At 63.3% G+C, this 26,990-nt stretch carries 25 protein-coding genes; 17 read left to right on the top strand and 8 right to left on the bottom strand.

Annotation, left to right across the window (positions count from 1 at the left end):
* Positions 1 to 24: 24 nt before the first annotated feature.
* Both GGQ64_RS03665 and GGQ64_RS03660 read right to left on the bottom strand, forming a co-directional pair.
* The gene (locus GGQ64_RS03665; protein ID WP_183799304.1) at positions 25 to 957 is read right to left on the bottom strand and encodes a substrate-binding domain-containing protein; all 933 of its coding nucleotides are present in this window, start codon (positions 955 to 957) and stop codon (positions 25 to 27) included.
* Between the two features lie 124 nt (positions 958 to 1,081).
* The gene (locus GGQ64_RS03660; RefSeq protein ID WP_183799301.1) at positions 1,082 to 2,056 is read right to left on the bottom strand and encodes an ABC transporter permease; all 975 of its coding nucleotides are present in this window, start codon (positions 2,054 to 2,056) and stop codon (positions 1,082 to 1,084) included.
* 209 nt (positions 2,057 to 2,265) lie between these two features.
* Here GGQ64_RS03660 and GGQ64_RS03655 point away from each other — a divergent pair, with 209 nt between their 5' ends.
* The 5 genes from GGQ64_RS03655 (at position 2,266) to GGQ64_RS03635 (ending at position 7,404) form a co-directional block, all read left to right on the top strand.
* Positions 2,266 to 3,075 (top strand): transketolase, encoded by an 810-nt coding sequence (locus GGQ64_RS03655; protein ID WP_183799298.1) that lies wholly within the window; start codon positions 2,266 to 2,268, stop codon positions 3,073 to 3,075.
* A complete protein-coding gene (locus tag GGQ64_RS03650) occupies positions 3,075 to 4,043 on the top strand; it encodes a transketolase family protein (RefSeq protein ID WP_183799295.1) in 969 nt (322 codons plus the stop codon). The genes GGQ64_RS03655 and GGQ64_RS03650 overlap by 1 nt, the downstream gene beginning before the upstream one ends.
* Before the next feature lie 84 nt (positions 4,044 to 4,127).
* Positions 4,128 to 5,597 carry an FGGY family carbohydrate kinase gene (locus tag GGQ64_RS03645; protein WP_183799292.1) on the top strand — a complete coding sequence of 490 codons (1,470 nt, stop codon included), beginning with the start codon at positions 4,128 to 4,130 and terminating at the stop codon, positions 5,595 to 5,597.
* Positions 5,598 to 5,618: 21 nt separating this feature from the next.
* Positions 5,619 to 6,569 (top strand): sugar-binding transcriptional regulator, encoded by a 951-nt coding sequence (locus tag GGQ64_RS03640; RefSeq protein ID WP_183799288.1) that lies wholly within the window; start codon positions 5,619 to 5,621, stop codon positions 6,567 to 6,569.
* A gap of 49 nt (positions 6,570 to 6,618) precedes the next feature.
* The gene (locus tag GGQ64_RS03635; RefSeq protein WP_183799285.1) at positions 6,619 to 7,404 is read left to right on the top strand and encodes an SDR family oxidoreductase; all 786 of its coding nucleotides are present in this window, start codon (positions 6,619 to 6,621) and stop codon (positions 7,402 to 7,404) included.
* A gap of 190 nt (positions 7,405 to 7,594) precedes the next feature.
* Here GGQ64_RS03635 and GGQ64_RS03630 read toward each other — a convergent pair whose 3' ends face one another.
* The 3 genes from GGQ64_RS03630 to GGQ64_RS03620 form a co-directional block, all read right to left on the bottom strand.
* Positions 7,595 to 8,719, bottom strand: a complete 1,125-nt coding sequence (locus GGQ64_RS03630; RefSeq protein ID WP_183799282.1) for a zinc-dependent alcohol dehydrogenase family protein — start codon at positions 8,717 to 8,719, stop codon at positions 7,595 to 7,597.
* A gap of 38 nt (positions 8,720 to 8,757) precedes the next feature.
* Positions 8,758 to 9,018, bottom strand: a complete 261-nt coding sequence (locus tag GGQ64_RS03625) for an MBL fold metallo-hydrolase (protein ID WP_183799279.1) — start codon at positions 9,016 to 9,018, stop codon at positions 8,758 to 8,760.
* A 64-nt stretch (positions 9,019 to 9,082) separates the two neighbouring features.
* Positions 9,083 to 11,926, bottom strand: a complete 2,844-nt coding sequence (locus tag GGQ64_RS03620; RefSeq protein ID WP_183799277.1) for an ATP-binding protein — start codon at positions 11,924 to 11,926, stop codon at positions 9,083 to 9,085.
* Positions 11,927 to 12,192: 266 nt separating this feature from the next.
* On the opposite strand from GGQ64_RS03620, the gene GGQ64_RS03615 reads away from it, so the two are divergent.
* The 5 genes from GGQ64_RS03615 (at position 12,193) to GGQ64_RS03595 (ending at position 17,241) form a co-directional block, all read left to right on the top strand.
* Positions 12,193 to 12,609, top strand: a complete 417-nt coding sequence (locus GGQ64_RS03615) for an organic hydroperoxide resistance protein (RefSeq protein ID WP_183799274.1) — start codon at positions 12,193 to 12,195, stop codon at positions 12,607 to 12,609.
* A 57-nt stretch (positions 12,610 to 12,666) separates the two neighbouring features.
* Complete coding sequence (locus GGQ64_RS03610; protein ID WP_210300136.1) at positions 12,667 to 13,725, top strand: alpha/beta fold hydrolase; 1,059 nt, start codon at positions 12,667 to 12,669, stop codon at positions 13,723 to 13,725.
* Positions 13,726 to 13,800: 75 nt separating this feature from the next.
* Positions 13,801 to 14,259 (top strand): cytochrome P460 family protein, encoded by a 459-nt coding sequence (locus GGQ64_RS03605; protein WP_246422384.1) that lies wholly within the window; start codon positions 13,801 to 13,803, stop codon positions 14,257 to 14,259.
* A 632-nt stretch (positions 14,260 to 14,891) separates the two neighbouring features.
* Entirely contained in the window at positions 14,892 to 16,199 is a 1,308-nt protein-coding gene (locus tag GGQ64_RS03600; RefSeq protein WP_183799268.1) for an epoxide hydrolase family protein, read from the top strand.
* A 10-nt stretch (positions 16,200 to 16,209) separates the two neighbouring features.
* Positions 16,210 to 17,241, top strand: coding sequence for an adenylate/guanylate cyclase domain-containing protein (locus GGQ64_RS03595; protein WP_183799266.1), 1,032 nt, complete (start codon positions 16,210 to 16,212; stop codon positions 17,239 to 17,241).
* A gap of 75 nt (positions 17,242 to 17,316) precedes the next feature.
* On the opposite strand, the gene GGQ64_RS03590 is transcribed toward GGQ64_RS03595, so the two are convergent.
* A complete protein-coding gene (locus tag GGQ64_RS03590) occupies positions 17,317 to 18,252 on the bottom strand; it encodes a LysR family transcriptional regulator (RefSeq protein ID WP_183799263.1) in 936 nt (311 codons plus the stop codon).
* Positions 18,253 to 18,422: 170 nt separating this feature from the next.
* On the opposite strand from GGQ64_RS03590, the gene GGQ64_RS03585 reads away from it, so the two are divergent.
* From GGQ64_RS03585 to mmsB, 7 genes are all read left to right on the top strand, one after another.
* Positions 18,423 to 19,631: an ABC transporter substrate-binding protein gene (locus tag GGQ64_RS03585; RefSeq protein WP_183799260.1), complete on the top strand. Its 1,209-nt coding sequence runs from the start codon at positions 18,423 to 18,425 to the stop codon at positions 19,629 to 19,631.
* Positions 19,632 to 19,645: 14 nt separating this feature from the next.
* Positions 19,646 to 20,428 (top strand): ABC transporter ATP-binding protein, encoded by a 783-nt coding sequence (locus GGQ64_RS03580; RefSeq protein WP_183799258.1) that lies wholly within the window; start codon positions 19,646 to 19,648, stop codon positions 20,426 to 20,428.
* Between the two features lies 1 nt (position 20,429).
* On the top strand, positions 20,430 to 21,131 hold the full coding sequence (locus GGQ64_RS03575) for an ABC transporter ATP-binding protein (RefSeq protein WP_183799255.1): 702 nt from the start codon (positions 20,430 to 20,432) through the stop codon (positions 21,129 to 21,131).
* Between the two features lie 7 nt (positions 21,132 to 21,138).
* Entirely contained in the window at positions 21,139 to 22,026 is an 888-nt protein-coding gene (locus GGQ64_RS03570) for a branched-chain amino acid ABC transporter permease (protein WP_183799252.1), read from the top strand.
* Between the two features lie 58 nt (positions 22,027 to 22,084).
* Positions 22,085 to 23,011, top strand: a complete 927-nt coding sequence (locus GGQ64_RS03565; RefSeq protein ID WP_425488491.1) for a branched-chain amino acid ABC transporter permease — start codon at positions 22,085 to 22,087, stop codon at positions 23,009 to 23,011.
* 171 nt (positions 23,012 to 23,182) lie between these two features.
* Positions 23,183 to 24,775: a GMC family oxidoreductase gene (locus GGQ64_RS03560; protein WP_183799246.1), complete on the top strand. Its 1,593-nt coding sequence runs from the start codon at positions 23,183 to 23,185 to the stop codon at positions 24,773 to 24,775.
* An 88-nt stretch (positions 24,776 to 24,863) separates the two neighbouring features.
* The gene (gene mmsB / locus GGQ64_RS03555; RefSeq protein ID WP_183799243.1) at positions 24,864 to 25,745 is read left to right on the top strand and encodes a 3-hydroxyisobutyrate dehydrogenase; all 882 of its coding nucleotides are present in this window, start codon (positions 24,864 to 24,866) and stop codon (positions 25,743 to 25,745) included.
* Positions 25,746 to 25,749: 4 nt separating this feature from the next.
* On the opposite strand, the gene GGQ64_RS03550 is transcribed toward mmsB, so the two are convergent.
* Together GGQ64_RS03550 and GGQ64_RS03545 are read right to left on the bottom strand one after the other, a co-directional pair.
* The gene (locus GGQ64_RS03550) at positions 25,750 to 26,073 is read right to left on the bottom strand and encodes a hypothetical protein (protein ID WP_183800963.1); all 324 of its coding nucleotides are present in this window, start codon (positions 26,071 to 26,073) and stop codon (positions 25,750 to 25,752) included.
* 46 nt (positions 26,074 to 26,119) lie between these two features.
* On the bottom strand, positions 26,120 to 26,959 hold the full coding sequence (locus GGQ64_RS03545) for a LysR family transcriptional regulator (protein WP_183799240.1): 840 nt from the start codon (positions 26,957 to 26,959) through the stop codon (positions 26,120 to 26,122).
* Between the last annotated feature and the right edge of the window lie 31 nt (positions 26,960 to 26,990).

The raw sequence follows: 26,990 nt of genomic DNA, 5'->3' as shown, positions 1-26,990 counted from the left end.
GCGCTGCTGCCTTTCGGGTCCGGCTTACGGGTGGCTCTTCACGAATTCCGGCGCGTTTTCGCAGGTCGTCAGAACGGCGTTCGGCGTCTGGCGCTCCTCCACCTTCTGGCCGGCTGCGACAGCGAGCGCGGATTCGACGGCCAGCACGCCCATCTTCTGCGTGCTCTGCGTGGCAGTCGCGATGAACGGACCATTGCACTTGGCGAGGTATTCGAGGGCCGAGACGTCACCGTCGTACCCGCCAATGATCACCTTGTCGGAGAGGTTGGCAACGTCGACCGCCTTGGCAGCCCCCATCGCGAGACCATCGGCCTGGCCGAAGATGATCGTGATGTCAGGGTTTGCCTGCAGCATGTTCTGCGCGATGTTAAAACCTTCGTCGGCCGACCACATGTTGCTCCACTGCTGATCGACCAGTTCGACGCCCGTGTTCTCGTCGATGGCGCGCTTGCAGCCGGCAAAACGATCGACTTCCGGCGTCGTGCCCTTCTGGCCGTGGATGATCGCCATCTTGCCCGAACCGCCGGCCTTGCCGATGATATACTTGCAAACTTCGTAGGCGGATTCCACGCTTTCGCCGGCGATGAAGGTGTCACCCGGCGCGCCCTCGGGCGTGCGGTCGACGTTGATCACGGGGATGCCGGCTTCGCGGGCAAGGCGGGTCGGGACGGCAGCGGCGGCAGCGCCGGCCGGGATATAGATGAAGGCGTTGATGTCCTGCGTCATCAGGTCCTGAACCTGGCTGACCTGCGTGTTGGTGTCGTTTTTCGCATCGACGACGACGACTTCAATGCCCTTTTCCTTGGCGTGCTTTTCGACGCCGAGCTTGATCTGGTTGAAGAAGTCGGCCTGCAGGTTCGGGACGGCTAGGCCGATCTTCTTCACTTCGGCGGCGGATGCCGGAAGTGCGAGAACAGAAGCGGCGGTTGCCGCCATCAGCAGTTTGGACAGTTCCATGGTTTCTCCTCCGAGTTACCCGGCGGCGCCTGCCCTCGCAGGTAGCCACCTTCCCTTTTGCCGGCCCGCACGATTGCGAACCGTTTTCCCCACCCCGCCGCTCCGGCAGCGGGGGTGAAAGTCTTTACTTGCGCTTGCGGTAGGTTTCGGCCGTAACGGCGAGCACGATGACGGCGCCGATGATGACCTGCTGCATGAAGGGCGAGACGCTGAGCAGGTTGAGGCCGTTGCGCAGCACGCCGATGATAAGGACGCCGATGATGGTGCCGCCAATGCCGCCCGTGCCGCCCGACAGCGACGTACCGCCGATGACGACCGCTGCGATGGCGTCGAGTTCATAGGAAACGCCCGAGGACGGCTGGACGGAGTCGAGGCGAGCGGCGAGCACCATGCCCGAGAGGCCGGCGAGGAAGCTGCACACGACATAGACAAGTACGGTCGCACGCTGGACATTGATGCCGGCAAGGCGCGCCACTTCGGCATTGCCGCCGATGGCGTAGAGCACGCGCCCGCCGTGGCGGTAGCGCTGATAGAGCAGACCGACAATGAAGACCACGATCATCACGGCGACCGTCAGCGTCAGGAAGCCGCCGAAGCGCACGATGGCCATCATGTTGAACCAGGCCGGAAAGCCGATGATCTGCTGGCCGTCGGTGATCATGTTCGCAAGGCCGCGCGTGATCGACATCATCGCGAGCGTCGCGATGAAGGCCGGCACGTTGAAGCGCGTGATCAACAGGCCTGCGACAAGCCCGTTCAGTGAGGCGGCGAGCAGGGCGAGCGGAATGGCGATCCCCATCGGCACGCCGGCGACGACGTTGAGATAACCGAGCACCATCATCGCCAACGCCATGACCGAGCCGACCGCAAGGTCGATACCGCCGATCAGGATGACGAACGTCATGCCGACAGCCATGACGCCCAGCACCGTGATCTGGTCGAGCACATTGAGGAAGTTGCGCACCGACAGGAACTTGTCCGTCGCAAAGGTCAGAAAGAGGCACAGCACGATGAGGCCGATCAGCGGCCCCGTGGCGCCGCGCAAGGACGGCAGCACGACGCCTGCGAACCCCTGTCTTTCTTTCACATCCGCCACCATGTGCACTCCTCCCGGCCGTTCGCGGCTTCGCGTTTGGCTTCTAGCATAAATATGCAAGACTGTGTGTAAATTCGTACCGCGACTCCTTGGAGAGTGTCAAGGCGACATATTTGAATTTTTCAGGATACTCAAATACCATTTCCGCTTGACTTGGCGGTCATTCCTGCAAATATATCTATCAGTGTATATTTATTCATCAAGAGGGTTTCATGCAGCCGAACGATCTCGACCGCATCGCTCGACAGATCCGCCTTCGCGATCTGCAGGCGGTTTTTGAAGCTGGCGCGGGCCATATCGGCGGCGAGATGTCCGCCATCGACATCCTGACCGCGCTCTATTTTCGCGTGCTGCGCATCTGGCCCGACCAGCCGAAGCATCCCGATCGCGATCGTTTCGTGCTGTCGAAGGGCCATGTGGCGCTCGCGCTTTATGTGACGCTCGCCAAGCGTGGCTTCATTCCCGAGGAAGAGGTCGCGACCTTTCTGAAGCCGCATTCGCGCCTCAACGGGCACCCGAACTGCAACAAGGTGCCCGGCGTCGAGACCAATACCGGTCCGCTCGGCCACGGCCTGCCGGTTTCCGTCGGCATGGCGAAAGCCGCCAAGCTGACGGGTGCCGCCTACCGCACCTATGTGCTGACGGGTGACGGCGAGATGCAGGAGGGCTCCAACTGGGAGGCCATCGCGTCGGCCGCGCAGTTCGGCCTCGACAACCTGACGCTCATCATCGACCACAATCGCTTCCAGCAGGGTGCGTCGCTGAAGGACACCAACAATCTGGCGCCGTTCCCCCCCAAGCTCGCGGCCTTCGGCTGGGATGTCACCGAGATCAACGGCAATGCCATGGACGAGATCGTTCCGGCGCTGGAAAAGCGTGGCAGCCGCCCGCACTGCATCGTCGCCCATACCAACAAGGGCCACGGCATTTCCTTCATGCAGGACAAGGTCGACTGGCACCACAAGGTGCCGAATGCCGAACAGTACAAGATTGCCGTGGCTGAGCTTTCGGAGGCCCTTTGATGAACGCCGTGACACCTTCTCCCAAGCTGCACGACTGCCGTGACGCCTTCGTCGCCGTGCTGGAACGCCTGGGCGCCGATAACCCCAGGATCGTGGCCGTCTGCAACGACTCGGTCGGCTCGTCCAAGCTCGGCGGCTTCAAGTCCAAGTGGCCCGAGCGCCTCGTCAATGTCGGCATTGCCGAACAGGCCCTGGTCGGCGTCGGCGCCGGTCTTGCCAATGGCGGGCTGTTGCCCTTCGTCTGTGGTGCTGCCTGCTTCCTGACCGGCCGCTCGCTGGAACAGATCAAGGCCGACATCGCCTATTCCAACGCCAATGTGAAGCTCATCGGCATCTCGTCCGGCATGGCCTATGGCGAGCTCGGCCCGACGCACCATTCCATCGAGGATTTCGCCTGGACCCGCGTGCTGCCGAACCTGCCGGTCGTCGCACCGTGCGATTCCATCGAAACGGCGGCAGCCGTGGAATGGGCCGCGACCTATGACGGCCCCGTCTTCCTGCGCCTCTCCCGCGTTGGCGTTCCGGACCTGCTTCCGGCCGGCCACAAATTCGAGCTGGGCAAGGCCAATCTGCTGCGCGATGGCGACGCGATCACGCTCATAGCCAATGGCACCGTCACCCACCGCATGGTGAAGGCGGCCGCCATCCTCGCCGAACAGGGCATCGAGGCGCGCGTCCTCAACATGGCGACCGTGCGCCCGATCGACGTCGAAGCCGTCGTGGCCGCGGCCCGGGAAACCGGCGCAATCCTGACGGCGGAGGAGCACTCCACCTTCGGCGGCCTCGGCTCCGCCATCGCCGAAGTCGTCGTGGCAGAAGCGCCCGTACCGATGAAGATCCTCGGTGTTCCCGGCATCTTTGCACCCACCGGGTCCGCCGAATTCCTGCTGGACGAGTTCGGCATGTCCCCCGCCGGCATCGCCGAAGCGGCGATCGACTTGATTGCGCGAAAGTCTTCCCGCACGTGATCGCGTGCGACTAGATTTCGTGCCGGGCGCGGCAGCACCTCCCTTGTGCCGCGCCCTCCCCAATTTCCGTTCACCGGAGCCGCTATGACGACCGCTATTCTCGCCATCGACCAAGGCACCACGAATTCAAAGGCCGTGCTTGTCTCCACCGGCGGCGAGATTTTGGCGCGTGGCGCGTCTCCGGTCGGCATCGAACATCCGCAGCCGGGCTGGGTGGAGCAAAGTCCGCTACGCCTTTGGGAATCCGTTCAGGAAGCGATCGCGGCATGCCTCGAGGCGGCGCCCGCCGTCGAGATCCTCGGCATCGCCATCTCCAACCAGCGCGAATCCGTCACCGTATGGGATGCGGCAACGGGCAAGCCGCTCGGCCCGGTGGTCAGCTGGCAGTGCCGCCGCAGCGCGCCGGACTGTGCCAAGCTGATTGCCGCCGGCCATGCGCCGCGCGTTCAGGCGCTCACCGGCCTCCCGATCGATCCGATGTTCCCCGGTCCGAAGATCAAGTGGCTGCTGGACCGCGTGCCGACCGGGCAGAGTGTACGGCTCGGCACGATCGACGCCTGGCTGATCCATTGCTTCACGGATGGCGCAGTCCATGCCTGTGACGCCGCCAATGCCGCCCGCAGCCAGCTTTACGACCTCAACCGGCAGGTCTGGTGTGACGAACTCTGCGAACTCTTCGGCGTGACCAAATCCGCCTTGCCCGAGGTGCGTGACAGCGCTTCGCGCTTCGGCGTGACGAAAAACGTGCCGGGCCTTGCCGATGGCATTCCGATCGCCTCGGCCATCGGCGACAGCCATGCCGCGCTCTTCGGCCACGGTGCCTTCAATCCCGGCGACGGCAAGGTGACCTTCGGCACGGGCTCATCGATCATGACGACCCTGCCCCGCTTCATCGCGCCCGAACAGGGCATCACCACGACCATCGCCTGGTCGATCGACGGCAAGCCGACCTATGCTTTCGAAGGCAATATCCTGGTGTCGGCCGCCGCCCTGCCCTGGATGGCCGATATGCTCGGCCTTCCAGATGTGCAGGCGCTGACCGAACTCGCAGCAACCGCTGCACCCGGCGGCCCCGGTTTCGTGCCCGCCTTCGTCGGCCTCGGCGCGCCTCACTGGCACGCCGACGCACGGGCGCTGTTCTCCGGCGTGACCTTCAACACCACCCGCGCCCAGATGGCCCGCGCAGTGACCGATTCCATCGCCTTCCAGGTGCATGACGTTTTCAAGGCCATGGTGTCACAATCGCCGACGCCGCTCGGTCGGCTTTATGCCGATGGCGGCCCGAGCAAGAACACCTTCCTCATGCAGTGCGTCGCCGATACGCTGAACCATGCAGTCATCCAGTGCGACGCGCCCGAGGCCTCCGCCCTTGGGGCAGCCTATCTCGCCGGCCTGTCGCTCGGCGTCTGGCCGGATTTAGCCGCCATTTCCGCCCTGCCGCGAGCTGTGAACGCCATCGCCCCGCGCGCTTCCGACGCTGCGGAACGGCTTCTTGTCTGGAGGGACGCAATCTACCGCTCGACCGTGTCGGGTCCTTCCTCTATGGGTGAATAAAAATTCACTGCTGGAGGTTCCATGGGACGGCTCAACGAGTTGCGACTGATCGCCCGCATTGCCCAGATGTACCATATCGAGGGCAAGCGGCAGGCAGAGATCGCAGAACTCATGCACATGTCGCAGGCCACCGTTTCGCGCATGCTGAAGCGGGCCGAGCAGGAAGACATCGTGCGCACGACGGTCATTCCCCCGGCCGGCACCTTCGCCGATCTGGAAACCGCCCTGCGCGAACGCTATAGCCTCACCGAAGCCATCGTCATCGACTGCTCGGAAGACCGTGATGGCGCGATCATGGCCCGTATCGGGGAGGCCGCAGCGCATTTCCTGGAAGTCACGCTGCAACAGGACGAAATCGTCGGCGTCTCGAGCTGGAGCCAGACCATCCTGCGCATGGTCGACAACATTCATCCGCTGAAGAACGCCAAGGCCAAGTACATCGTGCAGATCCTCGGCGGCATGGGCGATGCTTCCGTGCAGACCCACGCCACACAGCTGACCGCACGCCTTGCTCGTCTCACCGGCGGCGAACCGCGCCTGCTTCTCGTTCAGGGCATCACGTCGTCGCGTGAAGCCAAGCTCGTCATGCTCGCCGACCCTGTCGTGCGCGAGACGATGGATCTCTTCGGCCGTCTCAGCCTTGCGATCGTCGGCATCGGCGCCGTGGAGCCGTCAGAGCTTCTCGCCCGATCCGGCAACACCTTTTCCCGCCAGGAAATGGCGATGCTGCATGAGGCCGGCGCGGTGGGCGAGATTTCCTACCGGTTCTACGACAAGGACGGAAAGCCGGTCGAAACGCCGCTCAACGACCGCGTCATCGGCCTTTCGCTGGAGGAACTGCGCAGGACCAGCCGCGTCATGGCGCTGGCGGGCGGCGAATCCAAAACCCAGGCCATCGCCGGTGCCCTGAAGCTGGGCGTCATCGATGTGCTCGTCACCGACAAGTTCACAGCAGCCCGGCTGACGGCCTGATCCATCCCGGACCAGTCATCGGCCTGCTGCTCATTATGGAGAGAAGACCATGAGACGTTTTGCAGGCCAGACGGTTTTCGTCACCGGAGGCAACAAGGGCATCGGCCGCGGCATCGCCAAGCGCTTTGCCGAAGAGGGCGCGAAGGTCGCGATTGCAGCAATCGAGAAGGACACGGTCGAGGCCGCAACAGCGCTCGCCCAGGAAACCGGCGCCGAGGTCCTCGGCCTTGCGCTCGACGTGACCGACGCCAAGGCCGTGCAGGAAGCCTATGGCGAGGCCGAAGCCAAGCTCGGTGCGATCTCCGTTTCCGTGCAGAATGCCGGCGTCATCACCATCGCCAAGGTTGAGAACCTCACCGAGCGCGAGTGGGACCTCAACCTCGACGTCAACACCAAGGGCGTCTTCCTGTGCTGCCAGGAGGCGATCCGCCGCTTCCGCGCCAGCGGCACGAAGGGCCGCCTGATCAACACCGCTTCCGGCCAGGCCCGCCAGGGCTTTATCTATACCCCGCACTACGCCGCCTCGAAGTTCGGCGTCGTCGGCCTCACGCAGAGCCTTGCCAAGGAACTGGCCCGCGAAGGCATTACCGCCAACTCCATCTGCCCCGGCATCATCCACACCGAGATGTGGGACTACAACGACCGCGTCTGGGGCCAGATGCTCGGCGAATATGGCCCAGGTGAATTGATGGCCGAATGGGTCGAAGGCATCCCGATGGGCCGCGCCGGCACGCCCGCCGAAGTCGGCGCGCTCGTCGCCTTCCTCGCGTCGGCAGACGCAGCCTACATCACGGGCCAGACGATCAATATCGATGGCGGACTTATCATGTCGTGAGCATCCTGGACGCGTGGAACGCTGTTGGCGTTGTCAGGTTTTCCTCGGCTTGAGGTTGGAGAGAGAGTTGCCGGAGGATGAGCACCGCCTCCGTCAGCTATAAGGACATCCGTCACCGACGGAGCAACAATCTGGTCGGAAGTGCCAGCCAGTTGGAATCTGCCGGCTCCGCCGCGCGAAGGATGCCGCGTCACATCTCGACCACCAATCGGATCACCTCGCCCTTATGCAGGCGGTCGAAGCCTTCGTTGATTTCGTCCAGCCTTATGGAGCCGCTGAGCAACTTGTTCACCGGCAGCCGCCCCGACTTATAGAGGGAGACATAGCGTGGAATATCGCGAACCGGGACGCAGGTGCCGATATAGCTGCCTTTCAGCGTACGCTCCTCCGCCACCAGGCTAACGATATTGACGGGCAGTGCGGCGGTCGGCGCCGGCAGCCCTGCCGTCACCGTCGTGCCGCCGCGCCGGGTCATCCTGTAGGCGCTTTCCAACGCCTTCTCGGAGCCGGCAAATTCAAAGGCGAAATCGGCACCGCCATTGGTGAGCTGCCGGACTTTTTCGACAGCATCCGCATCACGGGCATTGACCGTCGCCGTAGCCCCGAGATGGCGGGCAATTTCCAGTTTCTCGGCCGAAAGATCGACAGCGATCACCTGTGCAGCACCGGCAGAGATCGCTCCCAAGAGAGCGGCCAAACCCACGCCGCCCAGGCCGATGATGACGGTGGTCTGCCCCGCCTGGACCTTTGCGGTATTCACCACCGCGCCGACACCCGTCAGCACGGCGCAGCCGAAAAGCGCCGCCTCGTTGAACGGCAGGTCCTTGTCGACCTTGACGATCGAGCGGCGCGACACGACGGCATGCTCGGCAAAGGCCGAGCAGCCGATATGATGATGAACCGGTTCGCCATGAGAGCGCAGCCGGATACTGCCGGTGAGCAAAGTACCCTTGCCGTTGGCTGCCGCGCCCGGTTCGCAAAGCGCCGGTCGGCCTTCCGAGCAGGGCAGGCAATGGCCGCAACTCGGCACGAAGGCGAGCACGACATGATCGCCGATTTCAAGATCGTCGACGCCCTCTCCGAGTTCGACGACCTCGCCCGCTGCCTCATGGCCGATCGCCATCGGCATCGGACGAGGCCTGTTGCCGTTGATGACCGAGAGATCCGAATGGCAGAGTCCGGCCGCGCGGATACGCACCAGAACCTCTCCCCGTCCCGGGCGGTCCAGCTCAAGCTCCGCGATTTCCAGCGGCTTGCTCTCCGCATAGGGCATGCTCGCGCCCATCTGGCGAAGCATGGCTGCTCTGATCTTCATGTCTCTCTCCCAAAAAACTCAATCTGCGGCCAGCGAAGCTAGCATTCCGAACACCGCATGCGAAAACCTTCGCCTTCAGTTTCGATATGAGTTGCATGTGGCGCAAGGAAGTGTCCGGCCATCAGCATCGTATCGGTCTCTGCAATGCCATCCAGCAACGAGGTTCGGGTCCGCGCCGATAGCGCCTGGTCCTCGCAGCCCATGCAGCTCAGTTGCGGATATTTGAGCTGGATCGGATGATGGATGATGTCTCCCGAAAACACGCATTCCCGGCCGTGGCCGAACACGATGCCGCCCAAGGGACGGCAGGTCGGGGCAATGGCAAGACTGCGCTCCGCTGGTCAACTGCGCCGCCATTCCACGTCAATTCAGCATCGCCAGCAAGCGTGCGGCTGACTTCAGATCGGCCGTCTCCAAACTCTTCGCGAACCAAGCGAAGATTGGCTGGAGAAGGGCTCGGGCATCCTCACATTGCCCGCGGGCGGCCAAAAGGGCGGCCAGGTCGGTGGCGGTGCGCAATTCCCATGCCCGCGCGCCCTGGCGGCGGCTGAGTTCGAGTGCTCGCCTGAAATACAGTTCCGCCTCGTCGATGGCGGGTCGCGGCGCTGCCAGAACAAGGCCGCCCCTGACGCGTAACAACTCCGGGAGGTAGCCGAGTTCCCCGTTGGCCTCGACCAACCGGATTGTGGTGTCGATCAGCGCGAAAGCTTCAGCAAATCGGCCGGTTGCTGCGAGGCCCTGAATGAGCGCGATATTGAGCGGCGTGGTGAGCAGTTCGTAGGGCGCAGCATGGAGTTCTGCCAGAGAGCGCTGAAGGACATCGACACCGTTGCTTGCGTCGCCTCGACGAATGGCGATCTCCCCCCTGAAGCCGCGTCCCACGGCGAGATAAGGACCGAGAGAATGAAATTCTGCCTGGGAGAAAAGGCGATCGATGTGCGTGTCTGCGTTCTCGATGTCTCCGATCCACAGAAATACGGAGACGGCCCAGACCAGCGCGATGGAGAGCGTCAATGGATGGTCCAGGGTCTCGGCATCCCTGATCGTCTGTAGCGCCTGCTCCATTGCCCGATCCGGAAAGCCTTGCAGCCAAAGTGTCCTTGCCAGAATCGCACCAGCGAGAATCTTGCCGTCGAAGCCGAGATAGTTTGTCGTGGTTCGGTCGGAACGCGGCCCATGCCGCAACGCCGCTTCGAGCGCAGTCTGCGCACGGTAAAGCTCTCCGCTGAGGTGGAGCGAAATCCCCATCAAGGAATGCGCCAACGTGGTGGAGACAGAGTCCTCAAGCGTCCCGGCGATGACGGAACAGCGTTCCGCGTAGTGCAGCGCAGTCCTGAACTCCCCGGTGCGCAGGTAGAACATCTGCAGCGGCCCGAGAATCTGAAGCTGATCGAGCGCATCGCCAGATCGGTCGGCAATGGCAAAGCTCCTGCTCAATGCCATGTGCGCTGCATCTCTTCCTCCGTGCGTGAACATCAGAGATACGCCCAGTGCCGCCTGGAGATGCATTTCCTCCCGCCCCCCGCGTGTGGTGTCGTCGAGGGCAAGAACCGCCTGAGCCGACCACCGGTGGCATTCGGTGAGCAAAGACATCGACAGAAAGACAGGAGCGGCAGCGGCAGCGAGCAGGATGCCGATTTCGGTATTCCCGCCGGGTCCGAAGCACCATTCCAAAGCCGCGCGCACATTGGCGAGGCCGGCGAGGTGAAGCGACCTTTGCTTCGCGCTCGACAGGGTCGGCCATTCGGCGCCTGTCTCTTCCAGCCAGCGCAGATGGTGGGTCGCATGACGTGCGGCCAGGGTCGCGAGTTCGGCATCGTCGACGTCGAGTTGGAAGGCATAGGCCCGCGTCGTGTCGAGCAGGCGGTAACGCATCGTCGCGCCAGCGGGCCTTGTCGCGACCATCGATTTGGCGATGAGGCTGTCGATGGCGGCAAATACATGCGCGTCATCGACGGTCGCGCTCGTCACGACCTCCAGGGCGGCCTCGATCGAAAAATGGCCGACAAACACGGCAAGGCGCCGAAGCACCTGGCGCTCGAAATCGGACAGGAGCCCATAGCTCCAGTCCAGCGTGGCCTGAAGGGTTTTCTGGCGCGGCGGCGCGGTGCGTTGCCCCGGCCACAACAGCGTCAGGCGCTCGTCGAGAAGTGCCGCGGTCTTCTGGAGGCCGTAGCTCGCAACCCGTCCGGCCGCCAGTTCGATCGCGAGCGGCACGCCGTCGAGCTTCCGGCAAATGCCGGCGATGATTGCGGCATCCGCATCGTCGAGGTCAATCCGGGTGCCGCTTGCAGCCGCGCGCTCCACGAACAGCTGGGTCGCCGGGTAGGTTTGCGCAACGGTCGCGGTGAGTTCCAGACCGTCCGGCGCGCAAGCGAGCGGCGCCAGCTTGTAGACGTGCTCGCCTTCGACTTGAAGAGGTTCGCGGCTCGTCGTCAGAATATGGACTTGCGGCGCGGCGGCGAAAATGCGGAACGTCAAGTCTGCCGCCGCGTCTATGACATGCTCGCAAGTATCGAGGATCAGAAGGATACGCTTGTCCGCAAGGTATGAGATCAAAGCGGGCGCAGGATCATCGGATTGAAGCGACAACCCCAGCATTGAGGCCACTGTGGTCGCAACCAGGCCGGGATCGCTCAGTGCCCCCAGATCGACGAAGTGCACGGCGCCGGCGAACGCTTCGATCAGGTCGTGCCCCACCGCCACCGCGACTGTGGTCTTGCCGACCCCACCCGTACCCACGACCGTGACAAAGCGCTTGGCCGTCAGCTTGTTCGACAGGACGAGAACATCGTCGACGCGCCCGACCATGCGGGTAAGACGGCTCGGCAGATTGGCATTCGGATAGCTGGTAGCGATGTCTTCATGCACGTCTCCTTGACCGGCCGATCGCGAGACGGGCGCCACGAAGCTGTAGCCGCGCCCTGTCAGGGTCGCGATGTAGCGTGCGCCGTCCTTGCCGTCCCCCAGCGCCTTTCGCAGATTGGCCATGTGGAACCGCAGGCTGCCTTCCTCGACGGTGACGTCGGGCCAGACATGATCCAACAGATCCTTCTTGCTGACGATCTGATTGGGACGCGCGGCCAACATGGCCAGCATGTCGAAAGCGCGCGTGCCCAGATCGACCGGAGCGCCTTGCCGCAGGAGCAGCCGTTCCTTCGCAGTCAATGTGAAAGGGCCAAAACTTATCGTATCATTCGAATGCATCAATGGCCCTGTCACGATGTCCAGATTCGTTGTGCTGGCGAGCGCTAACGACCCATCACAATGCATAACGGGCGCCTCGGGCGATCTCACTCTATGTGTTCCGGACGACAGGAAGCCGCCCTGCCGGCCGGTCCAAGGAGAGCGATCATGCCCGCATCGTCCATTCCGTTCAACCTCCTACACTTCCATGACAAGACGACGGCCGACATCTCGCTGGATGGCGGGCGCAGCTGACCGACCCATGTTTTCTCAGAAGGAACTCAAATATGACCACCAACGAGAAACTGCTCTACACGGCCAAGGTCCGCACGACCGGCGGCCGGGAAGGAGCGTCCCGCAGTTCCGACGGCAAGCTGGACATCAGGCTCTCGACACCCGGCGGCCCAGGCAGCGGCACCAATCCGGAGCAGCTCTTCGCGGCCGGCTGGTCGGCCTGCTTCGAGGGTGCGATGGCGATCGCCGCCCGCAAGATGAACGTCAAGCTACCTGCCGAGCTGGCGATTGATGCCGAGGTAGACCTGAACGTTTCCGATGACGCCTATTTCCTGCGCGCCCGCCTCAATGTGAGCCTGCCCGGCGTCGATCGCGAAGTCGCCCAGGCCGTCGTGGATGCCGCGCACCAGACCTGCCCGTACTCCAAGGCCACGCGCGGCAACATCGATGTCGCGATCAATCTCGTCTAGCCCGGCACGATCGGGCGGCGCCATCTCACGGACATACGACACAGGGACGGTTTACCAATGGACACGACCAACATCCCGGAAGAAATCGATTATCGTCGCCGGTATTTCTTTGGTGCCGCTGCCGCGACCGTCGCTGCAGCGCAGCTCGTCGGGATCACGGCGGCGGGCGCGCAGACGGGCGGATCAGGTCGGCGCACGCCATCGGCCGGCGCCAGCGCGCCGTTCACTTCGCTGAAGCAGATCGACGCCGGCGTCGTGAATGTCGGATATGCGCAGACAGGTCCTGCCGACGGCCCGGCTGTCATCTTGCTGCATGGCTGGCCCTATGACATCGACAGCTTCACCGATGTCGCTCCCTTGCTGGCATCGGCCGGCTACCGCGTGATCGTCCCCTATCTGCGCGGCCACGGTACGACGCGCTTCCTCTCCAGCGATACGGTCCGCAACGGCCAGCCCTCCGCGGTGGCGCTCGACACTGTCGCCATGATGGACGCGCTGAAGATCGAAAGAGCGATCCTCGCCGGCTATGATTGGGGCGCGCGTTCGGCGAACGTCATTGCGGCGCTGTGGCCGGAGCGCTGCAAGGCCATGGTCTCGGTGAGCGGCTACCTGATCGGCAGTCGCGCAGCCGGCAAGATGCCGCTGCCGCCGAAAGCCGAACTGCAATGGTGGTACCAGTATTATTTCGCGACCGAGCGCGGCCGGGCCGGCTATGACGAGCATCGGCAAGATTTTGCCAGGCTGATCTGGGAGCTTGCCTCGCCGAAATGGGATTTCGACGACGCGACGTTCATGCGCAGTGCCGCGGCCTTGGACAATCCCGACCACGTCAGCGTCGTGATCCACAACTATCGCTGGCGCCTCGGGCTGGCCGAGGGCGAGCCGAAATACGACGCGTTCGAAGAGCGTCTGGCCGCATTTCCCGCCATCGCCTTGCCGACCATCACCATGGAAGGCGATGCAAACGGCGCGCCGCATCCTGACCCTGAAGCCTATGCCAAGAAGTTCACCGGCAGATACGAACACCGGCTGATCACAGGCGGCATCGGGCACAATCTGCCACAGGAAGCGCCGCAAGACTTCGCCCAGGCCGTCATCGACGTCGACCGCTTCTGAACGCCAGCCGAACGGAGTAACCCAATGAGACCGTCACACCTCCTGTTGTCAGGCGTCACCCTGGCTTCGGTTGCAATGGCCGCGGCTCTGGGAGCCGAGAGCGGTGCGATTGCGAAGAACGCATCGCCGATCTACGGCGTCACGATTCCCGAGGGATATCGGCAATGGGAACTGATCGCGCCGGCACTGGAGGCAGAGCCCTTGAACGAGCTTCGCGCGGTTCTGGGCAATGCCGTGGCGATCGAGGCGTATCGCGGAGCGACGCTTCCGTTTCCCGACGGAACCATTCTTGCAAAGCTTGCCTGGAAACACGTCCAGTCGCCCGAATTCGAACCCGCCTCCGTTCCGGGCGCCGCCACCACGGTCCAGATCATGGTCAAGGACTCGGTGAAGTATGCCGAGACCGGCGGCTGGGGATTCGGTCGATTTGTCGGCGGCAAGCCAGTCGACGAAGCGCAGCACCAAACCTGCTTCGCGTGCCACGAAGCCCGCGTGAAAGGCCACGATTTCGTTTTCACGCGGTTCGCGCCCTAGAGCATGTCGCACAAAAGTGTGCAGCGGTTTTGCGACAACGACATGCGAAAAAACAAGGGCTTGAAGCGCGTAAAGCGAATCCGAAGGATCGCGACGCGCTTAGCCGGATCGGAACGGTTATTCACGGCCGGGAAACGGTCGGGGAGGAGCAGACCATGACGCAACGATGGCCCATCACCAGGTGTTCGCGCGGCATCGGTCGCGCCTTGTCGGAAGCCGTGCTTCACGCCGGTCACCGTCTCGTGGCCACGGCACGGGAGCCCGCCCAACTGGCTTCGCTTATGAGATGGCTGCAGGAAACCCGTTATGGCTTGTGAAATGCTGTTAGCAGGTAATCGTGGCCGTGGATCGGGAAGCGCGTTGCAGACACGTATTCGACGACTGTCTTGGGTTTCAATCGCCGCAAACTGCCTTCTTAGACTGCGGCCCAGATCCGAGCAAACCAGTTATCTCCACCCCATTGGGCGGCGATTGGTGCACTGCCGGATCGGATCCAAGACCGTCCTTTCGCTGCCTATGAAGCGATAACAACCCATAACGGGTGTTTCTCCACGGCCTCTGCTCGAATGCCGGAGGTCACCAAGAGGCTTTGCCGGACCTGTCCGCCTGCACCTCCAACCAGGAGAATATCCATGTCTGCACTATCGCCATCCCCCACCCGGCGCCGCTTTCTTGCGACGTCCGCTCTTGTTACGTCAGCGACTGTTCTTGCCGCAGGAGGCGCCTTGAACCTGCTGCCCGTGCAGCAAGCCGCAGCGACTGAAAGCAAGGCGATCCGCCCTTTCCAGGTCAACGTCCCGGAAGAGGATCTCGTGGACCTGCGCCGACGCGTGCTGGCGACACGGTGGCCTGCCAGGGAAACCGTCGCCGATCAATCCCAGGGCGTGCAACTCGCCAAGCTGCAGGAACTCGTCCGGTATTGGGGAACGGACTACGACTGGCGAAAGGTCGAGACGAAGCTCAATGCGCTGCCGCAGTTCGTGACGGAGATCGACGGTCTCGACATTCATTTCATCCACGTTCGCTCCAGGCACCCGAAGGCCTTGCCGCTGATCATTACCCATGGCTGGCCGGGCTCGGTGCTCGAGCTCCTGAAGGCTATCGGTCCGCTTACCGATCCCACGGCTTACGGCGGACGTGCGGAGGATGCCTTCGATGTCGTCATACCTTCGATGCCCGGCTACGGCTTTTCCGAGCAGCCGACGGAGCCGGGCTGGAACGCCGACCGAATTGGGCTCGCCTGGGACATTCTCATGACGCGCCTCGGATACGAGCGCTATGTATCTCAAGGTGGTGACTGGGGTTCGGTCGTTTCGGACAAGATGGCCCGCCAGAATTTGAAGGGTCTGCTCGGAATCCACGTCAACATGCCTGCAACGGTACCCCCTGATGCCGCCAAGGCCATGAGTGCGGGCGATCCGGCGCCGGCGGGTCTCACCGAAGAGGAAAGGACCGCATACGATGCGCTCAGCACCTTCTTCACCAGGAACGGTGCCTACGGCACGATGATGACGACCCGGCCGCAGACGGTCGGCTACGGATTGACGGATTCACCCGCCGGCCTCGCCGCCTGGATGTACGACAAGTTCAACCAATGGACCTATAGCGGCGGCGATGCCGAGCGCTCGCTCACCAAGGACGAGATGCTGGACGACATCACGCTCTATTGGCTGACGAACAGCGCGATCTCGTCGGCGCAGCTCTACTGGGAGAACAACGCCAACAACTTCAACGCGGTGGATATCTCCATCCCCGCGGCCGTGACGGTGTTCCCGGGCGAGATCTATCGCGCGCCAAAGAGCTGGGTCGAGAGGAGCTATCACAACCTCATCTACTTCAACGAGGTCGACAAGGGCGGCCACTTTGCTGCCTGGGAAGAACCGGAACTCTTCGCGTCCGAGCTCCGAGAGGCGTTCAGGTCGCTGCGGCCCCTGATGTGAGGTGCCCCGGATGAATATCCGGCGCGACCAGCGTCATTTTCGCCGGCCCTGGTTCTGGCTCCTTGCACCTGTTGTGGGAGCGCTGGCCGGCGTCCTTTACGCGCTGATCTTCAACCTCGATATCGTTCACTCAGCGATTCGTGGAGCGTTTATCGGAACCCCGATAATCCTGTACGAGCGCGGCGTCCTCTTCAGTGGATCGCGCAACGCAATCCGAGAAGCTGCTACGCCAGTCTTCGTACCAGCCACGATCGCAATCTATGGGCTGATGATCGTGGTTGGCAACGCGGCTGCCGGCACCGCTCTTCACCACTTGTTCAGATATATGCAGACCGCCCGGGAAGCGATGGCAATGTCGGACTCCGGTCTATTGTATTCGCTGGCCGTATCCGCGGTGGTTGCGTTCGTGTTTCGCGTAAGTGACCTTATCGGGCCAAGCCTGTTCATCAGCCTGCTTCTCGGCCGTTACCACCGTCCCACCAGGGAGGAACGCATCTTCCTGTTCCTGGATGTCTCCGGCTCCACGCACTTTGCGGACCAACATGGTGATCTGGAGGCCCAGGCCTACCTGGGACAGATATTCAACGCACTCGCAGCGCCCGTTCGACGAACCCAAGGTTCGATCGACGACTATATAGGGGATATGGCGCTGGTTACGTGGCCCATGCGTCGTGGAATGCGCGATGCCGCATGCCTTCGTTGCGTATTCGACTTCGCCGCCACGATCAAAGCTCAATCTTCCGCGTGGCAGGCGCGGTTCGGTCAGGTGCCACAGTTTCGCGCTGTCCTGCACTGCGGTTGGGTGGTCACGGCCGAAGTTGGTCTTGAGCGGCATAAAATCGCTTACTTCGGCGATGTCGTGAACACCACCGGACGTCTTGAAACGCTGTCCAGGACGCTCGGCGAGCCTGTTTTGGTCTCCGCTGATTTGCTCGGCAGCATGCAAGGCCTGCCACAGGATTTCGCCGCCGAGCACCTCGGATTCCATGTCATCCGAGGACGGAACGAACCCCTCGAGGTTGCGGCTATCCGGCTGCGATAAGGCTACGGTCAAGCAGAGGGTCCGCTCCCTCACGACAGCCGACGTCTTGCGGCTGCTCCTGTCGTGACGATGCGTTCAGTCAGGTATCCGGGCTGTGTCATCGAGTTCCCGCAGGAAGGACGGCATGTTGGAGCGAACGATGTCGAAGAGGAAGTCGATCACCATGCGCACCCTGGGGACGCTGCGCAGGTCATGGTGGCAGATCAGCCAGTAGTTGCGTCGAAGCTCGATCTCGTCGGCAAGCACGATCTCCAGTTCCGGATATTGCTTGGCGATGAAGTGCGGCAGGATGCAAAGGCCGAGCTCATTGCGGGTCGCGGTCAGCTGGGCAAAGATGCTCGAACTCTGGAAGCGCGCCTTAATCCCGGGGTGCACGTCGCCGAGATAGTCGAGGCCCGGCGCAAAGATCATGTCCTCGATATAGCCGATGAAGGGATGCTGAAGTAGTTCGTCGCGGCTCATGACCGGCCCGTGCCGTTCGAGGTAGCGACGGGAGCCATAGACGTGCAGGCTGTAGTCGGCGATCTTCTCGCAATAGTAGGGGCCGGCCTTCGGGGGATCGAGGGAGACCGCCAGATCCGCCTCCTTTCGCGAGAGCGACATGATCTGCTGGATCGTCACCAGTTCGAGCGCCAGGTTCGGATGGCTCGACGCAAAATCGCGCAGCCGGTGCGCGAAGAAGAAATTGGCAAAGCCCTCCGGCGCACTCATGCGGATGACGCCGCGCTGCGCCGTGACGCCGCCGGAGATTTCCGCCTGCAACCGGTCCGCCTCGGCCTCGATCTTCTCCGCCGTGTCGATGAAGCGCTGGCCGACGGCAGTCAGCACATAGCCCCGCGGATTACGCTCGAACAGCTTCACCTTGAGTGCAAATTCGAGCCGGTCGATGCGGCGCGACACCGTCGCATGACTGGTCCTGAGCTGGCGCGCCGCGGTTGACAGCTGTCCTGTTCTGGCGACCGCCAGAAAGTACATGAGGTCGTCCCAGGTGAAATGCGGATTTGTGCTCATGCTTCTCCATCTGTTCAAAAATGAACAGACCCTGTTTGGAATTAATTTCAGCCAGGCCTTGCGTCAATCCGGCATTTTAGGAAACTAGCGGCGGGAGGGTCATCGTCGGGAGGACGATCGGCCAATTTTTGAACAGATCCGCCTATCTGTTGATCTCTGGGAGGAGAACTATGCGTAAGAACCTTATTGCGTCCACGGCGATTCTTTTGGCCATGGGCACGTCCGCATTTGCCGCCGACGTTTCCGACGGAAAGGTCAAGATCGGCATCCTCAACGACCAATCCGGCGTTTATGCCGATTTCGGCGGCAAGTGGTCCTATGAGGCCGCGAAGATGGCTGTCGAGGACTACGGCGGCAAGGCTGCCGGCGCGCCGGTAGAGGTTGTCACCGCCGACCACCAGAACAAGGCCGACATCGCCTCCAACATCGCCCGGCAGTGGTACGACACCGAGCAGGTCGACAGCATCATGGAACTGACGTCGTCGTCGGTCGGTCTCGCGGTGCAGGCGCTTTCCAAGGAAAAGAAGAAGATCACCATCAACACTGGTGCTGCGACGACGGAATTGACGGGCAAGCAATGCAGCCCCTACGGCTTTCACTGGGCCTACGACACCCACTCGCTCGCGGTCGGCACCGGCGGCGCGCTGGTGAAGCAGGGCGGCGACAGCTGGTTCTTCCTGACCGCCGACTACGCCTTCGGCTACTCGCTGGAAGAAAACACGGCCACTTTCGTCAAGGAGAACGGCGGTACGGTCGCAGGCTCGGTTCGCCATCCGCTTGGCACGACCGACTACTCCTCGTTCCTTCTGCAGGCCCAGTCCTCCGGCGCCAAGGTGATCGGCCTTGCCAATGCCGGCCTCGACACCTCAAACGCGATCAAGCAGGCGGCCGAGTTCGGCATCGTCGCCGGCGGCCAGCGCCTCGCTGCACTGCTCTTCACCCTCGCCGAAGTCCATGGCCTCGGCCTCGAGGCCGCTCAGGGCCTGACGCTGACCGAGGGCTTCTACTGGAACCGCGACGAAGAGTCGGCCAAGTTCGGCAAGCGCTTCTTCGAGCGCACCGGCCGCATGCCCAACATGGTCCAGGCCGGCACCTATTCGGCCGTGACCCAGTACCTGAAGGCAATCGACAAGGCCGGCACCGACGATGGCGACGCCGTATCCAAGGCGCTGCACGAAATGCCGGTCAGCGACGTGTTCGCCCAGAACGGCACGGTCGCCCCGAACGGTCGCATGATCCACGACATGTACCTGCTCGAGGTGAAGAAGCCGGGCGAGAGCGACATCGCCTGGGACTACTTCAAGGTACTGGCGACCATTCCGGGCAAGGACGCCTTCATCGATCCGGCCAAGAGCGGCTGCGATCTGGTGAGCCAGTAAGTCTGGTCGCTCATATGGCCATGTCTGAAAGACAGACGCAGCCGGATCCGCGGGTGGTGCTTTCCGCCCGCGGTCTTCGGCGCGATTTCGGTGGCTTCACCGCGGTGAAGAATGTCGACCTCGATGTCCATCACGCCCGCGTGCACGCCCTGATCGGACCGAACGGCGCCGGCAAGACGACCGTCTTCAACCTTTTGACCAAGTTCCTGCAGCCGACGCACGGCACGATCACGCTGCTCGGCACGGACATCACCAACACGCCACCGGACAAGGTGGCCCGCATGGGCCTGGTCCGCTCCTTCCAGATTTCCGCGGTCTTCCCGCATCTGACAGTGCTCGACAACGTGCGCGTGGCGCTGCAGCGGCCGAACAACCTTTCCACCCAGTTCTGGAAGCCGATGTCGTCGCTGAAGAGCCTGAACGCACGCGCCGACGAACTGATTTCCATGGTCGGCCTCGACAGATGGCGCAACGGTATCGCCGCCGACCTGTCCTATGGCCGCAAGCGCGCGCTGGAGATCGCCACCACGCTGGCGCTCGACCCGAAGGTGCTGCTGCTCGACGAGCCGATGGCCGGCATGGGCCAGGAGGACGTCGGCGTCATCGCCAACCTCATCACCGACCTTTCCAGGGACCGCGCCATCCTGATGGTCGAGCACAACCTCAAGGTCGTGGCCAACATCTGCCATCACGTCACCGTGCTGCAGCGCGGAGAAATCCTGGCCGAGGGCGACTACGCCACTGTCAGCCAGAACGAACAGGTCCGCGTCGCCTACATGGGCACGGAGGAGGCCTGAGATGAAACCGATGCTTCAGGTCAAGGGCCTCAACAGCTGGTACGGTGAGAGCCACGTGCTGCACGGCGTCGACATGACGGTCGGCGAAGGAGAGATGATCACCATTCTCGGCCGCAACGGCGTCGGCAAGTCGACGACGCTGCGCACAATCGTCGGCATCCTGCGCGAGCGAAAGGGCCAGATCCTGTTCGACGGCAAGGACATGATGAACGTGCCGCTGCACAAGACGGCGCACGCCGGCATCGGCTTCGTGCCGGAGGAGCGCGGCATTTTCGCGACGCTGACGGTGGAAGAAAACCTCATGCTGCCGCCGGTCGTCGCCAAGGGCGGCATGTCGCTGGACGAGATCTACGAGCTCTTCCCGAACCTCGCCGAGCGCCGCACGAGCCCCGGCACGAAGCTTTCCGGTGGCGAGCAGCAGATGCTGGCGATGGCCCGCATCCTGCGCACCGGCGTCAAGATGCTGCTGCTCGACGAGCCGACCGAGGGGCTTGCCCCGGTCATCGTGCAGCGCATCGGCGAAGTGCTGAAGAAACTGAAGGAGCGCGGCATGACCGTGTTGCTGGTCGAGCAGAATTTTCGCTTCGCCAGCAAGATCGCCGATCGCTTCTACCTGATGGACCACGGCCAGATGGTGGCGGATTTCCCGGTATCGGAACTGCCCAACCAGATGCCGATGCTCCACAAAGTCCTGGGGGTCTGACCGCGTCATGACCATGATTTTCGGAATTCCGATGCAGGCCCTCTTCGGGCAATTGCTGATCGGCCTGATCAACGGCTCGTTCTACGCGCTGTTGAGTCTCGGGCTCGCCGTCATCTTCGGCCTGCTTCGCGTCATCAACTTCGCCCACGGTGCGCAGTACATGCTGGGCGCCTTCGTCGCCTTCCTGCTGCTCCAGTATTTCGGCATCGGCTACTGGGCCGCCCTCATCGTCGCGCCCCTCATCGTCGGACTCCTCGGGGCCGTCATCGAGCGGACGATGCTGAGCCGGCTCTACAATCTCGATCCGCTCTACGGCCTGCTGTTCACCTTCGGACTGGCACTGACCATCGAGGGAACGTTCCGTTATCTCTACGGCGCCTCCGGCCAGCCCTACGCGCCACCACCGCTGCTTGCCGGCGGCACCAATCTCGGCTTCATGTTCCTGCCGAACTACCGTGGCTGGGTGGTCGTCGTCTCGCTGCTTGCCTGCCTCGGCACCTGGCTGCTGATCGAAAAGACAAAACTCGGCTCCTATCTGCGGGCTGCAACGGAAAATGCGACGCTCGTGCAGGTGTTCGGTGTCAACGTGCCGGTGCTCCTGACCTTCACCTACGCGCTCGGCGCCGCTCTTGCCGCATTTGCCGGCGTCCTTGCCGCGCCCATCTACCAGGTCTCACCGCTGATGGGCTCGAACATGATCATCGTCGTCTTTGCGGTGGTGGTCGTCGGCGGCATGGGCTCGATCATGGGGGCTATCGTGACCGGCTACATGCTCGGCATCGCCGAGGGCCTGACCAAGGTTTTCTATCCGGAAGCCTCCAACATCGTTATCTTTGTAATCATGGCGATCGTACTTCTGCTGCGGCCCGCCGGCCTCTTCGGAAGGGATGCGTGACATGGTGGAGCTTTCTGAGAAAATGGCGACGAAGGTCCAGCCGGAACGCAATACCTCCATGGTCCAGATCGGCTTGCTGGTCGTGGCGGTAGGGTGCCTGGCCGCGGCCCCGCTGTTCCTCTACCCGATCTTCCTGATGAAGCTCTTGTGCTTCGCGCTGTTCGCCTGCGCCTTCAACCTGCTGCTCGGCTATACCGGGCTGCTCTCCTTCGGACACGCCACCTTCTTCGGCGGGGCCGCCTACTTCACCGCCCATGCGGTCAAGGAGTGGGGCGTCACCCCCGAGATCGGCATCCTCATCGGCGTCGCGGGTGCCGCATTGCTCGGCCTCGTGGTCGGGTTCTTCGCCATCCGCCGGCAGGGCATCTATTTCGCCATGATCACGCTGGCGCTCGGGCAGATGTTCTATTTCTTCTGCCTGCAGGCCGGGTTCACCCATGGCGAGGACGGCATCCAGTCGGTGCCGCGCGGGCATCTGTTCGGCCTGATCGACCTGAACCAGCCGACCAACATGTACTACTTCGTGCTGGCCGTCTTCCTGATCGGCATTGCGATGATCTGGCGCTTCATCAACTCGCCCTTCGGCATGATCCTGAAGTCGATCCGCGAGAACGAGCAGCGTGCGATCTCGCTCGGCTATTCGGTCCGCAACTACAAGCTCGGCGCCTTCGTCATGTCGGCGGCGCTGACGGGCCTTGCCGGCGGCGTCAAGGCGCTCGTGTTCCAGTTTGCCACGCTCACCGATGTCGGCTGGCAGATGTCGGGCGAGGTGATCCTGATGACGCTGCTCGGCGGCATCGGCACGCTGATCGGGCCGATCGTCGGCGCCGGACTGGTGGTGACGCTGCAGAATTACCTCGCGACCTCCGACTTCCCGGTCACGATCATCACCGGCGTCGTCTTCATGGCCTGCGTGCTGCTCTTCCGCCGCGGCATCGTCGGTGAATTCTACGCCTCGCGGCTGGGCAAGAAGCTCGGCTTCTAGAACCATCGGGTCGCGCCCGGCACGCATCCGGGCGCGCCATAGAACGTGCGCCGGCGGCCTCCGGCGCAAAAGGCAGGGTGTCGGAAGCCGGCTCCCACCACAGCAAGGAACGGAGAAACCGGCCTGCGGCGCCCATGCGGCTCGCGGGAGAGGTCTCGCTCGGAGTTCGACATGGAACAGTTCGACTACATCGTCGTGGGCGCCGGCAGCGCCGGCTGCGTTCTGGCCAACCGGTTGTCGGCGGATCGCAGCAATCGCGTCCTGCTGCTGGAGGCCGGCGGAAGCGACAACTATCACTGGATCCACATTCCGGTCGGCTATCTCTACTGCATCAACAACCCGCGCACCGACTGGTGCTTTTCCACCGAGAAGGAAGCCGGCCTCAATGGTCGGGCACTCAACTATCCGCGCGGCAAGGTGCTCGGCGGCTGCTCCTCGATCAACGGCATGATCTACATGCGCGGCCAGTCGCGCGACTACGACCTGTGGCGCCAGCTCGGCTGCACCGGCTGGGGTTGGGACGACGTGCTGCCGTACTTCCGGAAATCGGAGGACTTCTACAAGGGGACGAGCGACCTGCACGGCGAAGGTGGCGAGTGGCGCGTGGAGAAGGCCCGCGTGCGCTGGGCCGTGCTCGGCGCCTTCCAGAAGGCGGCAAGCGAGGCCGGCATCCCCGAGACCGAGGACTTCAACCGCGGCGACAACGAGGGTTCCGGCTATTTCGACGTCAACCAGCGTTCGGGTGTGCGCTGGAACACGTCCAAGGCCTTCCTCAAGCCGGTACGCAACCGACCGAACCTGACCGTGCTCACCAAGGCGCATGCGCGCCGCCTGATCATCCAAAACGGCGAGGTCAAGGGCGTCGAATTCCAGCACGACGGCATTGCGAAGAAGGCGTATGCGGCACGCGAGACGGTGCTGAGCGCGGGCGCGATCGGCTCCCCTCACCTGCTCGAACTCTCCGGCATCGGTCGGGGCGATGTCCTGAAAGACGCCGGCATCGAGGTCGTCAGGGAGGTGAACGGCGTGGGCGAGAACCTGCAGGACCACCTGCAGCTTCGGCTGATCTACAAGGTCACCGGCGTGCCGACCCTGAACGAGAAGGCGAGCACGCTGTTCGGCAAGGCGTCGATCGGGCTCGAATACCTGGTGAAGCGCTCCGGCCCGATGGCGATGGCGCCAAGCCAGCTCGGCATCTTCACCCGTTCGGGACCGGACAAGGAGACGCCCGACCTGCAGTATCATATCCAGCCGGTTTCGCTGGAAAAGTTCGGCGAAGGCGTCCATCCGTTCCCGGCGATGACCGCGAGCGTCTGCAACCTGCGCCCCGACAGCCGCGGCTCGGTCCATGTCAAGGGTCCCGACTTTGCCCTGCAGCCGCAGATCCGCCCGAACTACCTCAGCGAACAGAGCGACCGCGACGTGGCCGTCCGTGCCATCCGCCTGACCCGCCGCATTGTCGAGCAGCCCGCCTTCGCCCGCTTCAATCCGGTGGAATTCAAGCCGGGCCCATCCTTCGAGACCGATGCGGATCTCGAAAAGGCGGCGGGCGACATCGGCACGACGATCTTCCATCCGACCGGCACCTGCCGGATGGGTGCCGACCCGGAAAGCGTCGTCGATCCGCAACTGAAGCTGCGGGCGCTCGGCAGGCTGCGCATCGCCGATGCCTCCGTCATGCCCCGCATCACCTCCGGCAATACCAATTCGCCGACGATCATGATCGCGGAGAAAGCCGCCGCCATGATCCTGGCGGAGAGGTGACCCAGCAATTCCCCGGGCGGGAATGCGCGCTCAGATCGCGCATCGTCTGCGCCGTAACCACACACATCGCCTACGAAGGACACTCAGCATGGCACAGGTCGCATTCATCGGATTGGGCAACATGGGTGGCCCGATGGCCGCAAATCTCGTCAAGGCAGGCCACAGGGTTTCGGGGTTCGACCTTTCCGGGGCCTCGCTCGCAGCCGCCGCACAAGCCGGCATCAACGCCTCCGCCACCCTGGCCGAGGCCGTGACCGGCGCAGAGGTCGTGATCACCATGCTGCCGAAAGGCGAGCATGTCGTTGCCGTTTGGGAAGGTCTGGCAAGCCTGGTTCCCACCGGAACGCTCCTGATCGACTGCTCGACGGTGGATGTGGAAAGCGCGCGTAAGGCACATTCCATCGCCCTGGCAGCCGGTTGCGCCTCGCTGGACGCACCGGTCTCCGGCGGCACCGGCGGGGCCGCAGCCGGAACGCTCACCTTCATGGCGGGCGGCTCCACCGCAGCGTTCGATCGCGCCAAACCGTTCCTGGAGGCAATGGGCCAAAAGATCGTCCATTGCGGCGCAGACGGCGCCGGCCAGGCGGCGAAGATCTGCAACAACATGATCCTCGGCATTTCGATGATCGCCGTCGGCGAGGCCTTCGCGCTGGGCGAAAGGCTCGGCCTGTCGCACCAGGCACTGTTCGACGTGGCCTCGACGTCTTCAGGCCAGTGCTGGTCGCTCACCTCCTACTGCCCGGTCCCCGGCCCCGTCCCGACCTCGCCCGCCAACAACGACTACAAACCCGGATTTGCCGTAGCGCTGATGCTGAAGGACCTGAAGCTCTCGCAGGAAGCCGCCGCCGCCAGCGGTGCCTCGACCCCGCTGGGCGCCGCTGCCGCAACGCTCTACAAGGCCTTCGACAGCGCGGGAAATGGCGGGCGCGACTTCTCCGCCATCATCGAAATGCTGCGGGGATCGCCTTGACGTTTCAGCTCACGCCATCTGCCTTGTCGGGGGTGACGAGCTTGTCGGTGTGGATGGCGAAGTCGGTCTTGCCGTCGCCGTTGACATCGGCGATGACGTAGGTGTCCGAACCGCTCTTGGAGGTGCGCAGTTCGTTGCCGCGCGCGCATGCGTTCCATGAAAGGTCTTGACCGCGGCTCCAACCAAGCGCGGAGGGGCTATCGCTCCCGTCCTGACCCGGCTGATTGCCAACGCCATCGTTTCCGGATCTGAAAAGGTTCCGTAGTGCGTTCGCTCGGGCGCGGCGGCCTGTTCTGTCATGGCTGACGTGGCACAGCTTGGTTTTCATCGTCTCTGCACGCGCCGGCCCTGCGACCAACAACCTATGCTGAAGACTAAGGGGTATCCGCCGCCGCATACCGCAATCCCTCCCGGATACGCGGGAGCATCGACGGATCGGTTTTTTCCGAGGAGACGAGATAGGCCGGATAGGCGAACGCCGGGCTGTTGGGCACGATTTCCAGCCGCCCGTCCTCGATACGGGGCCGAATGAACCCCTCGCGAAAATAGCCCGAGCCACCGGCCGCGAGGATATAGTCGAGGGCGAGCGGCCCGTGACTCACGGAGACCGCCGGGTTCGGCCGATCGGGAAAAGCAGCGCGGAAACCTGCGGCGAAATCCGCGCCCCAGTCGATGCCGATCGGATCCTCCGTCGTTGTCGGCGACGTCGTGCGGGCCAACACGAGCCTCTCCTCGAACAGCAACTCCGCAACGAGGCCCGGGCGGCGTAGAGCGCCGTAGAGCACCGCCGCATCGAGGGTACCGTCCTGCACGAGCGCCATCAGCCGGTCGGCGGTCTCGATCGTCGTTCGTACGGCGATGCTCGGGCATTCGCGCCGCATCCACAGCAGCCAGTGCTTCAGCAGCGGGCTCCAGAGGCTGAGCTCCGCGCCGATCGTCACCATCGCCGCCCGGCCGGGCGGCAGCGCAACCGTACTGCGTGCCGCCTCCCAGACCTGGACGAGGGTCGCTGCAAAGCGGAAGAACTGTTCACCCGCCGGCGTCAGCCGCGCACCCGCCTTGTTGCGCACGAAGACGGGACGTTGCAATTGCTCCTCCAGAACGCGGATCCGCGCGCTGACCGCCGTCTGCGAGATATGGAGGTTCTCCGCGGCGCTGACGAAGCTGCCGGTCTTCACCACCTCGAGAAAGGTGCGTGCATTGGTGATATCCATCCGGAATCTCCTGCCGATTGTTGCGAGAATA

The sequence above is a fragment of the Mycoplana azooxidifex genome, assembly GCF_014196765.1.
In the GTDB taxonomy this organism is placed as follows: domain Bacteria; phylum Pseudomonadota; class Alphaproteobacteria; order Rhizobiales; family Rhizobiaceae; genus Mycoplana; species Mycoplana azooxidifex.
Note: the sequence above shows the minus strand (reverse complement) of the source record. Positions and strands in the feature narration are given on the sequence as shown.

Bases quoted from the DNA above. Each gene is read 5' to 3' on its own strand.
- GGQ64_RS03665 (WP_183799304.1), bottom strand. From the start codon at position 957: ATGGAACTGTCCAAACTGCTGATGGCGGCAACCGCCGCTTCTGTTCTC.
- GGQ64_RS03660 (WP_183799301.1), bottom strand. From the start codon at position 2,056: ATGGTGGCGGATGTGAAAGAAAGACAGGGGTTCGCAGGCGTCGTGCTG.
- GGQ64_RS03655 (WP_183799298.1), top strand. From the start codon at position 2,266: ATGCAGCCGAACGATCTCGACCGCATCGCTCGACAGATCCGCCTTCGC.
- GGQ64_RS03650 (WP_183799295.1), top strand. From the start codon at position 3,075: ATGAACGCCGTGACACCTTCTCCCAAGCTGCACGACTGCCGTGACGCC.
- GGQ64_RS03645 (WP_183799292.1), top strand. From the start codon at position 4,128: ATGACGACCGCTATTCTCGCCATCGACCAAGGCACCACGAATTCAAAG.
- GGQ64_RS03640 (WP_183799288.1), top strand. From the start codon at position 5,619: ATGGGACGGCTCAACGAGTTGCGACTGATCGCCCGCATTGCCCAGATG.
- GGQ64_RS03635 (WP_183799285.1), top strand. From the start codon at position 6,619: ATGAGACGTTTTGCAGGCCAGACGGTTTTCGTCACCGGAGGCAACAAG.
- GGQ64_RS03630 (WP_183799282.1), bottom strand. From the start codon at position 8,719: ATGAAGATCAGAGCAGCCATGCTTCGCCAGATGGGCGCGAGCATGCCC.
- GGQ64_RS03620 (WP_183799277.1), bottom strand. From the start codon at position 11,926: ATGCATTCGAATGATACGATAAGTTTTGGCCCTTTCACATTGACTGCG.
- GGQ64_RS03615 (WP_183799274.1), top strand. From the start codon at position 12,193: ATGACCACCAACGAGAAACTGCTCTACACGGCCAAGGTCCGCACGACC.
- GGQ64_RS03610 (WP_210300136.1), top strand. From the start codon at position 12,667: ATGGACACGACCAACATCCCGGAAGAAATCGATTATCGTCGCCGGTAT.
- GGQ64_RS03605 (WP_246422384.1), top strand. From the start codon at position 13,801: ATGGCCGCGGCTCTGGGAGCCGAGAGCGGTGCGATTGCGAAGAACGCA.
- GGQ64_RS03600 (WP_183799268.1), top strand. From the start codon at position 14,892: ATGTCTGCACTATCGCCATCCCCCACCCGGCGCCGCTTTCTTGCGACG.
- GGQ64_RS03595 (WP_183799266.1), top strand. From the start codon at position 16,210: ATGAATATCCGGCGCGACCAGCGTCATTTTCGCCGGCCCTGGTTCTGG.
- GGQ64_RS03590 (WP_183799263.1), bottom strand. From the start codon at position 18,252: ATGAGCACAAATCCGCATTTCACCTGGGACGACCTCATGTACTTTCTG.
- GGQ64_RS03585 (WP_183799260.1), top strand. From the start codon at position 18,423: ATGCGTAAGAACCTTATTGCGTCCACGGCGATTCTTTTGGCCATGGGC.
- GGQ64_RS03580 (WP_183799258.1), top strand. From the start codon at position 19,646: ATGGCCATGTCTGAAAGACAGACGCAGCCGGATCCGCGGGTGGTGCTT.
- GGQ64_RS03575 (WP_183799255.1), top strand. From the start codon at position 20,430: ATGAAACCGATGCTTCAGGTCAAGGGCCTCAACAGCTGGTACGGTGAG.
- GGQ64_RS03570 (WP_183799252.1), top strand. From the start codon at position 21,139: ATGACCATGATTTTCGGAATTCCGATGCAGGCCCTCTTCGGGCAATTG.
- GGQ64_RS03565 (WP_425488491.1), top strand. From the start codon at position 22,085: ATGGTCCAGATCGGCTTGCTGGTCGTGGCGGTAGGGTGCCTGGCCGCG.
- GGQ64_RS03560 (WP_183799246.1), top strand. From the start codon at position 23,183: ATGGAACAGTTCGACTACATCGTCGTGGGCGCCGGCAGCGCCGGCTGC.
- mmsB (WP_183799243.1), top strand. From the start codon at position 24,864: ATGGCACAGGTCGCATTCATCGGATTGGGCAACATGGGTGGCCCGATG.
- GGQ64_RS03550 (WP_183800963.1), bottom strand. From the start codon at position 26,073: ATGAAAACCAAGCTGTGCCACGTCAGCCATGACAGAACAGGCCGCCGC.
- GGQ64_RS03545 (WP_183799240.1), bottom strand. From the start codon at position 26,959: ATGGATATCACCAATGCACGCACCTTTCTCGAGGTGGTGAAGACCGGC.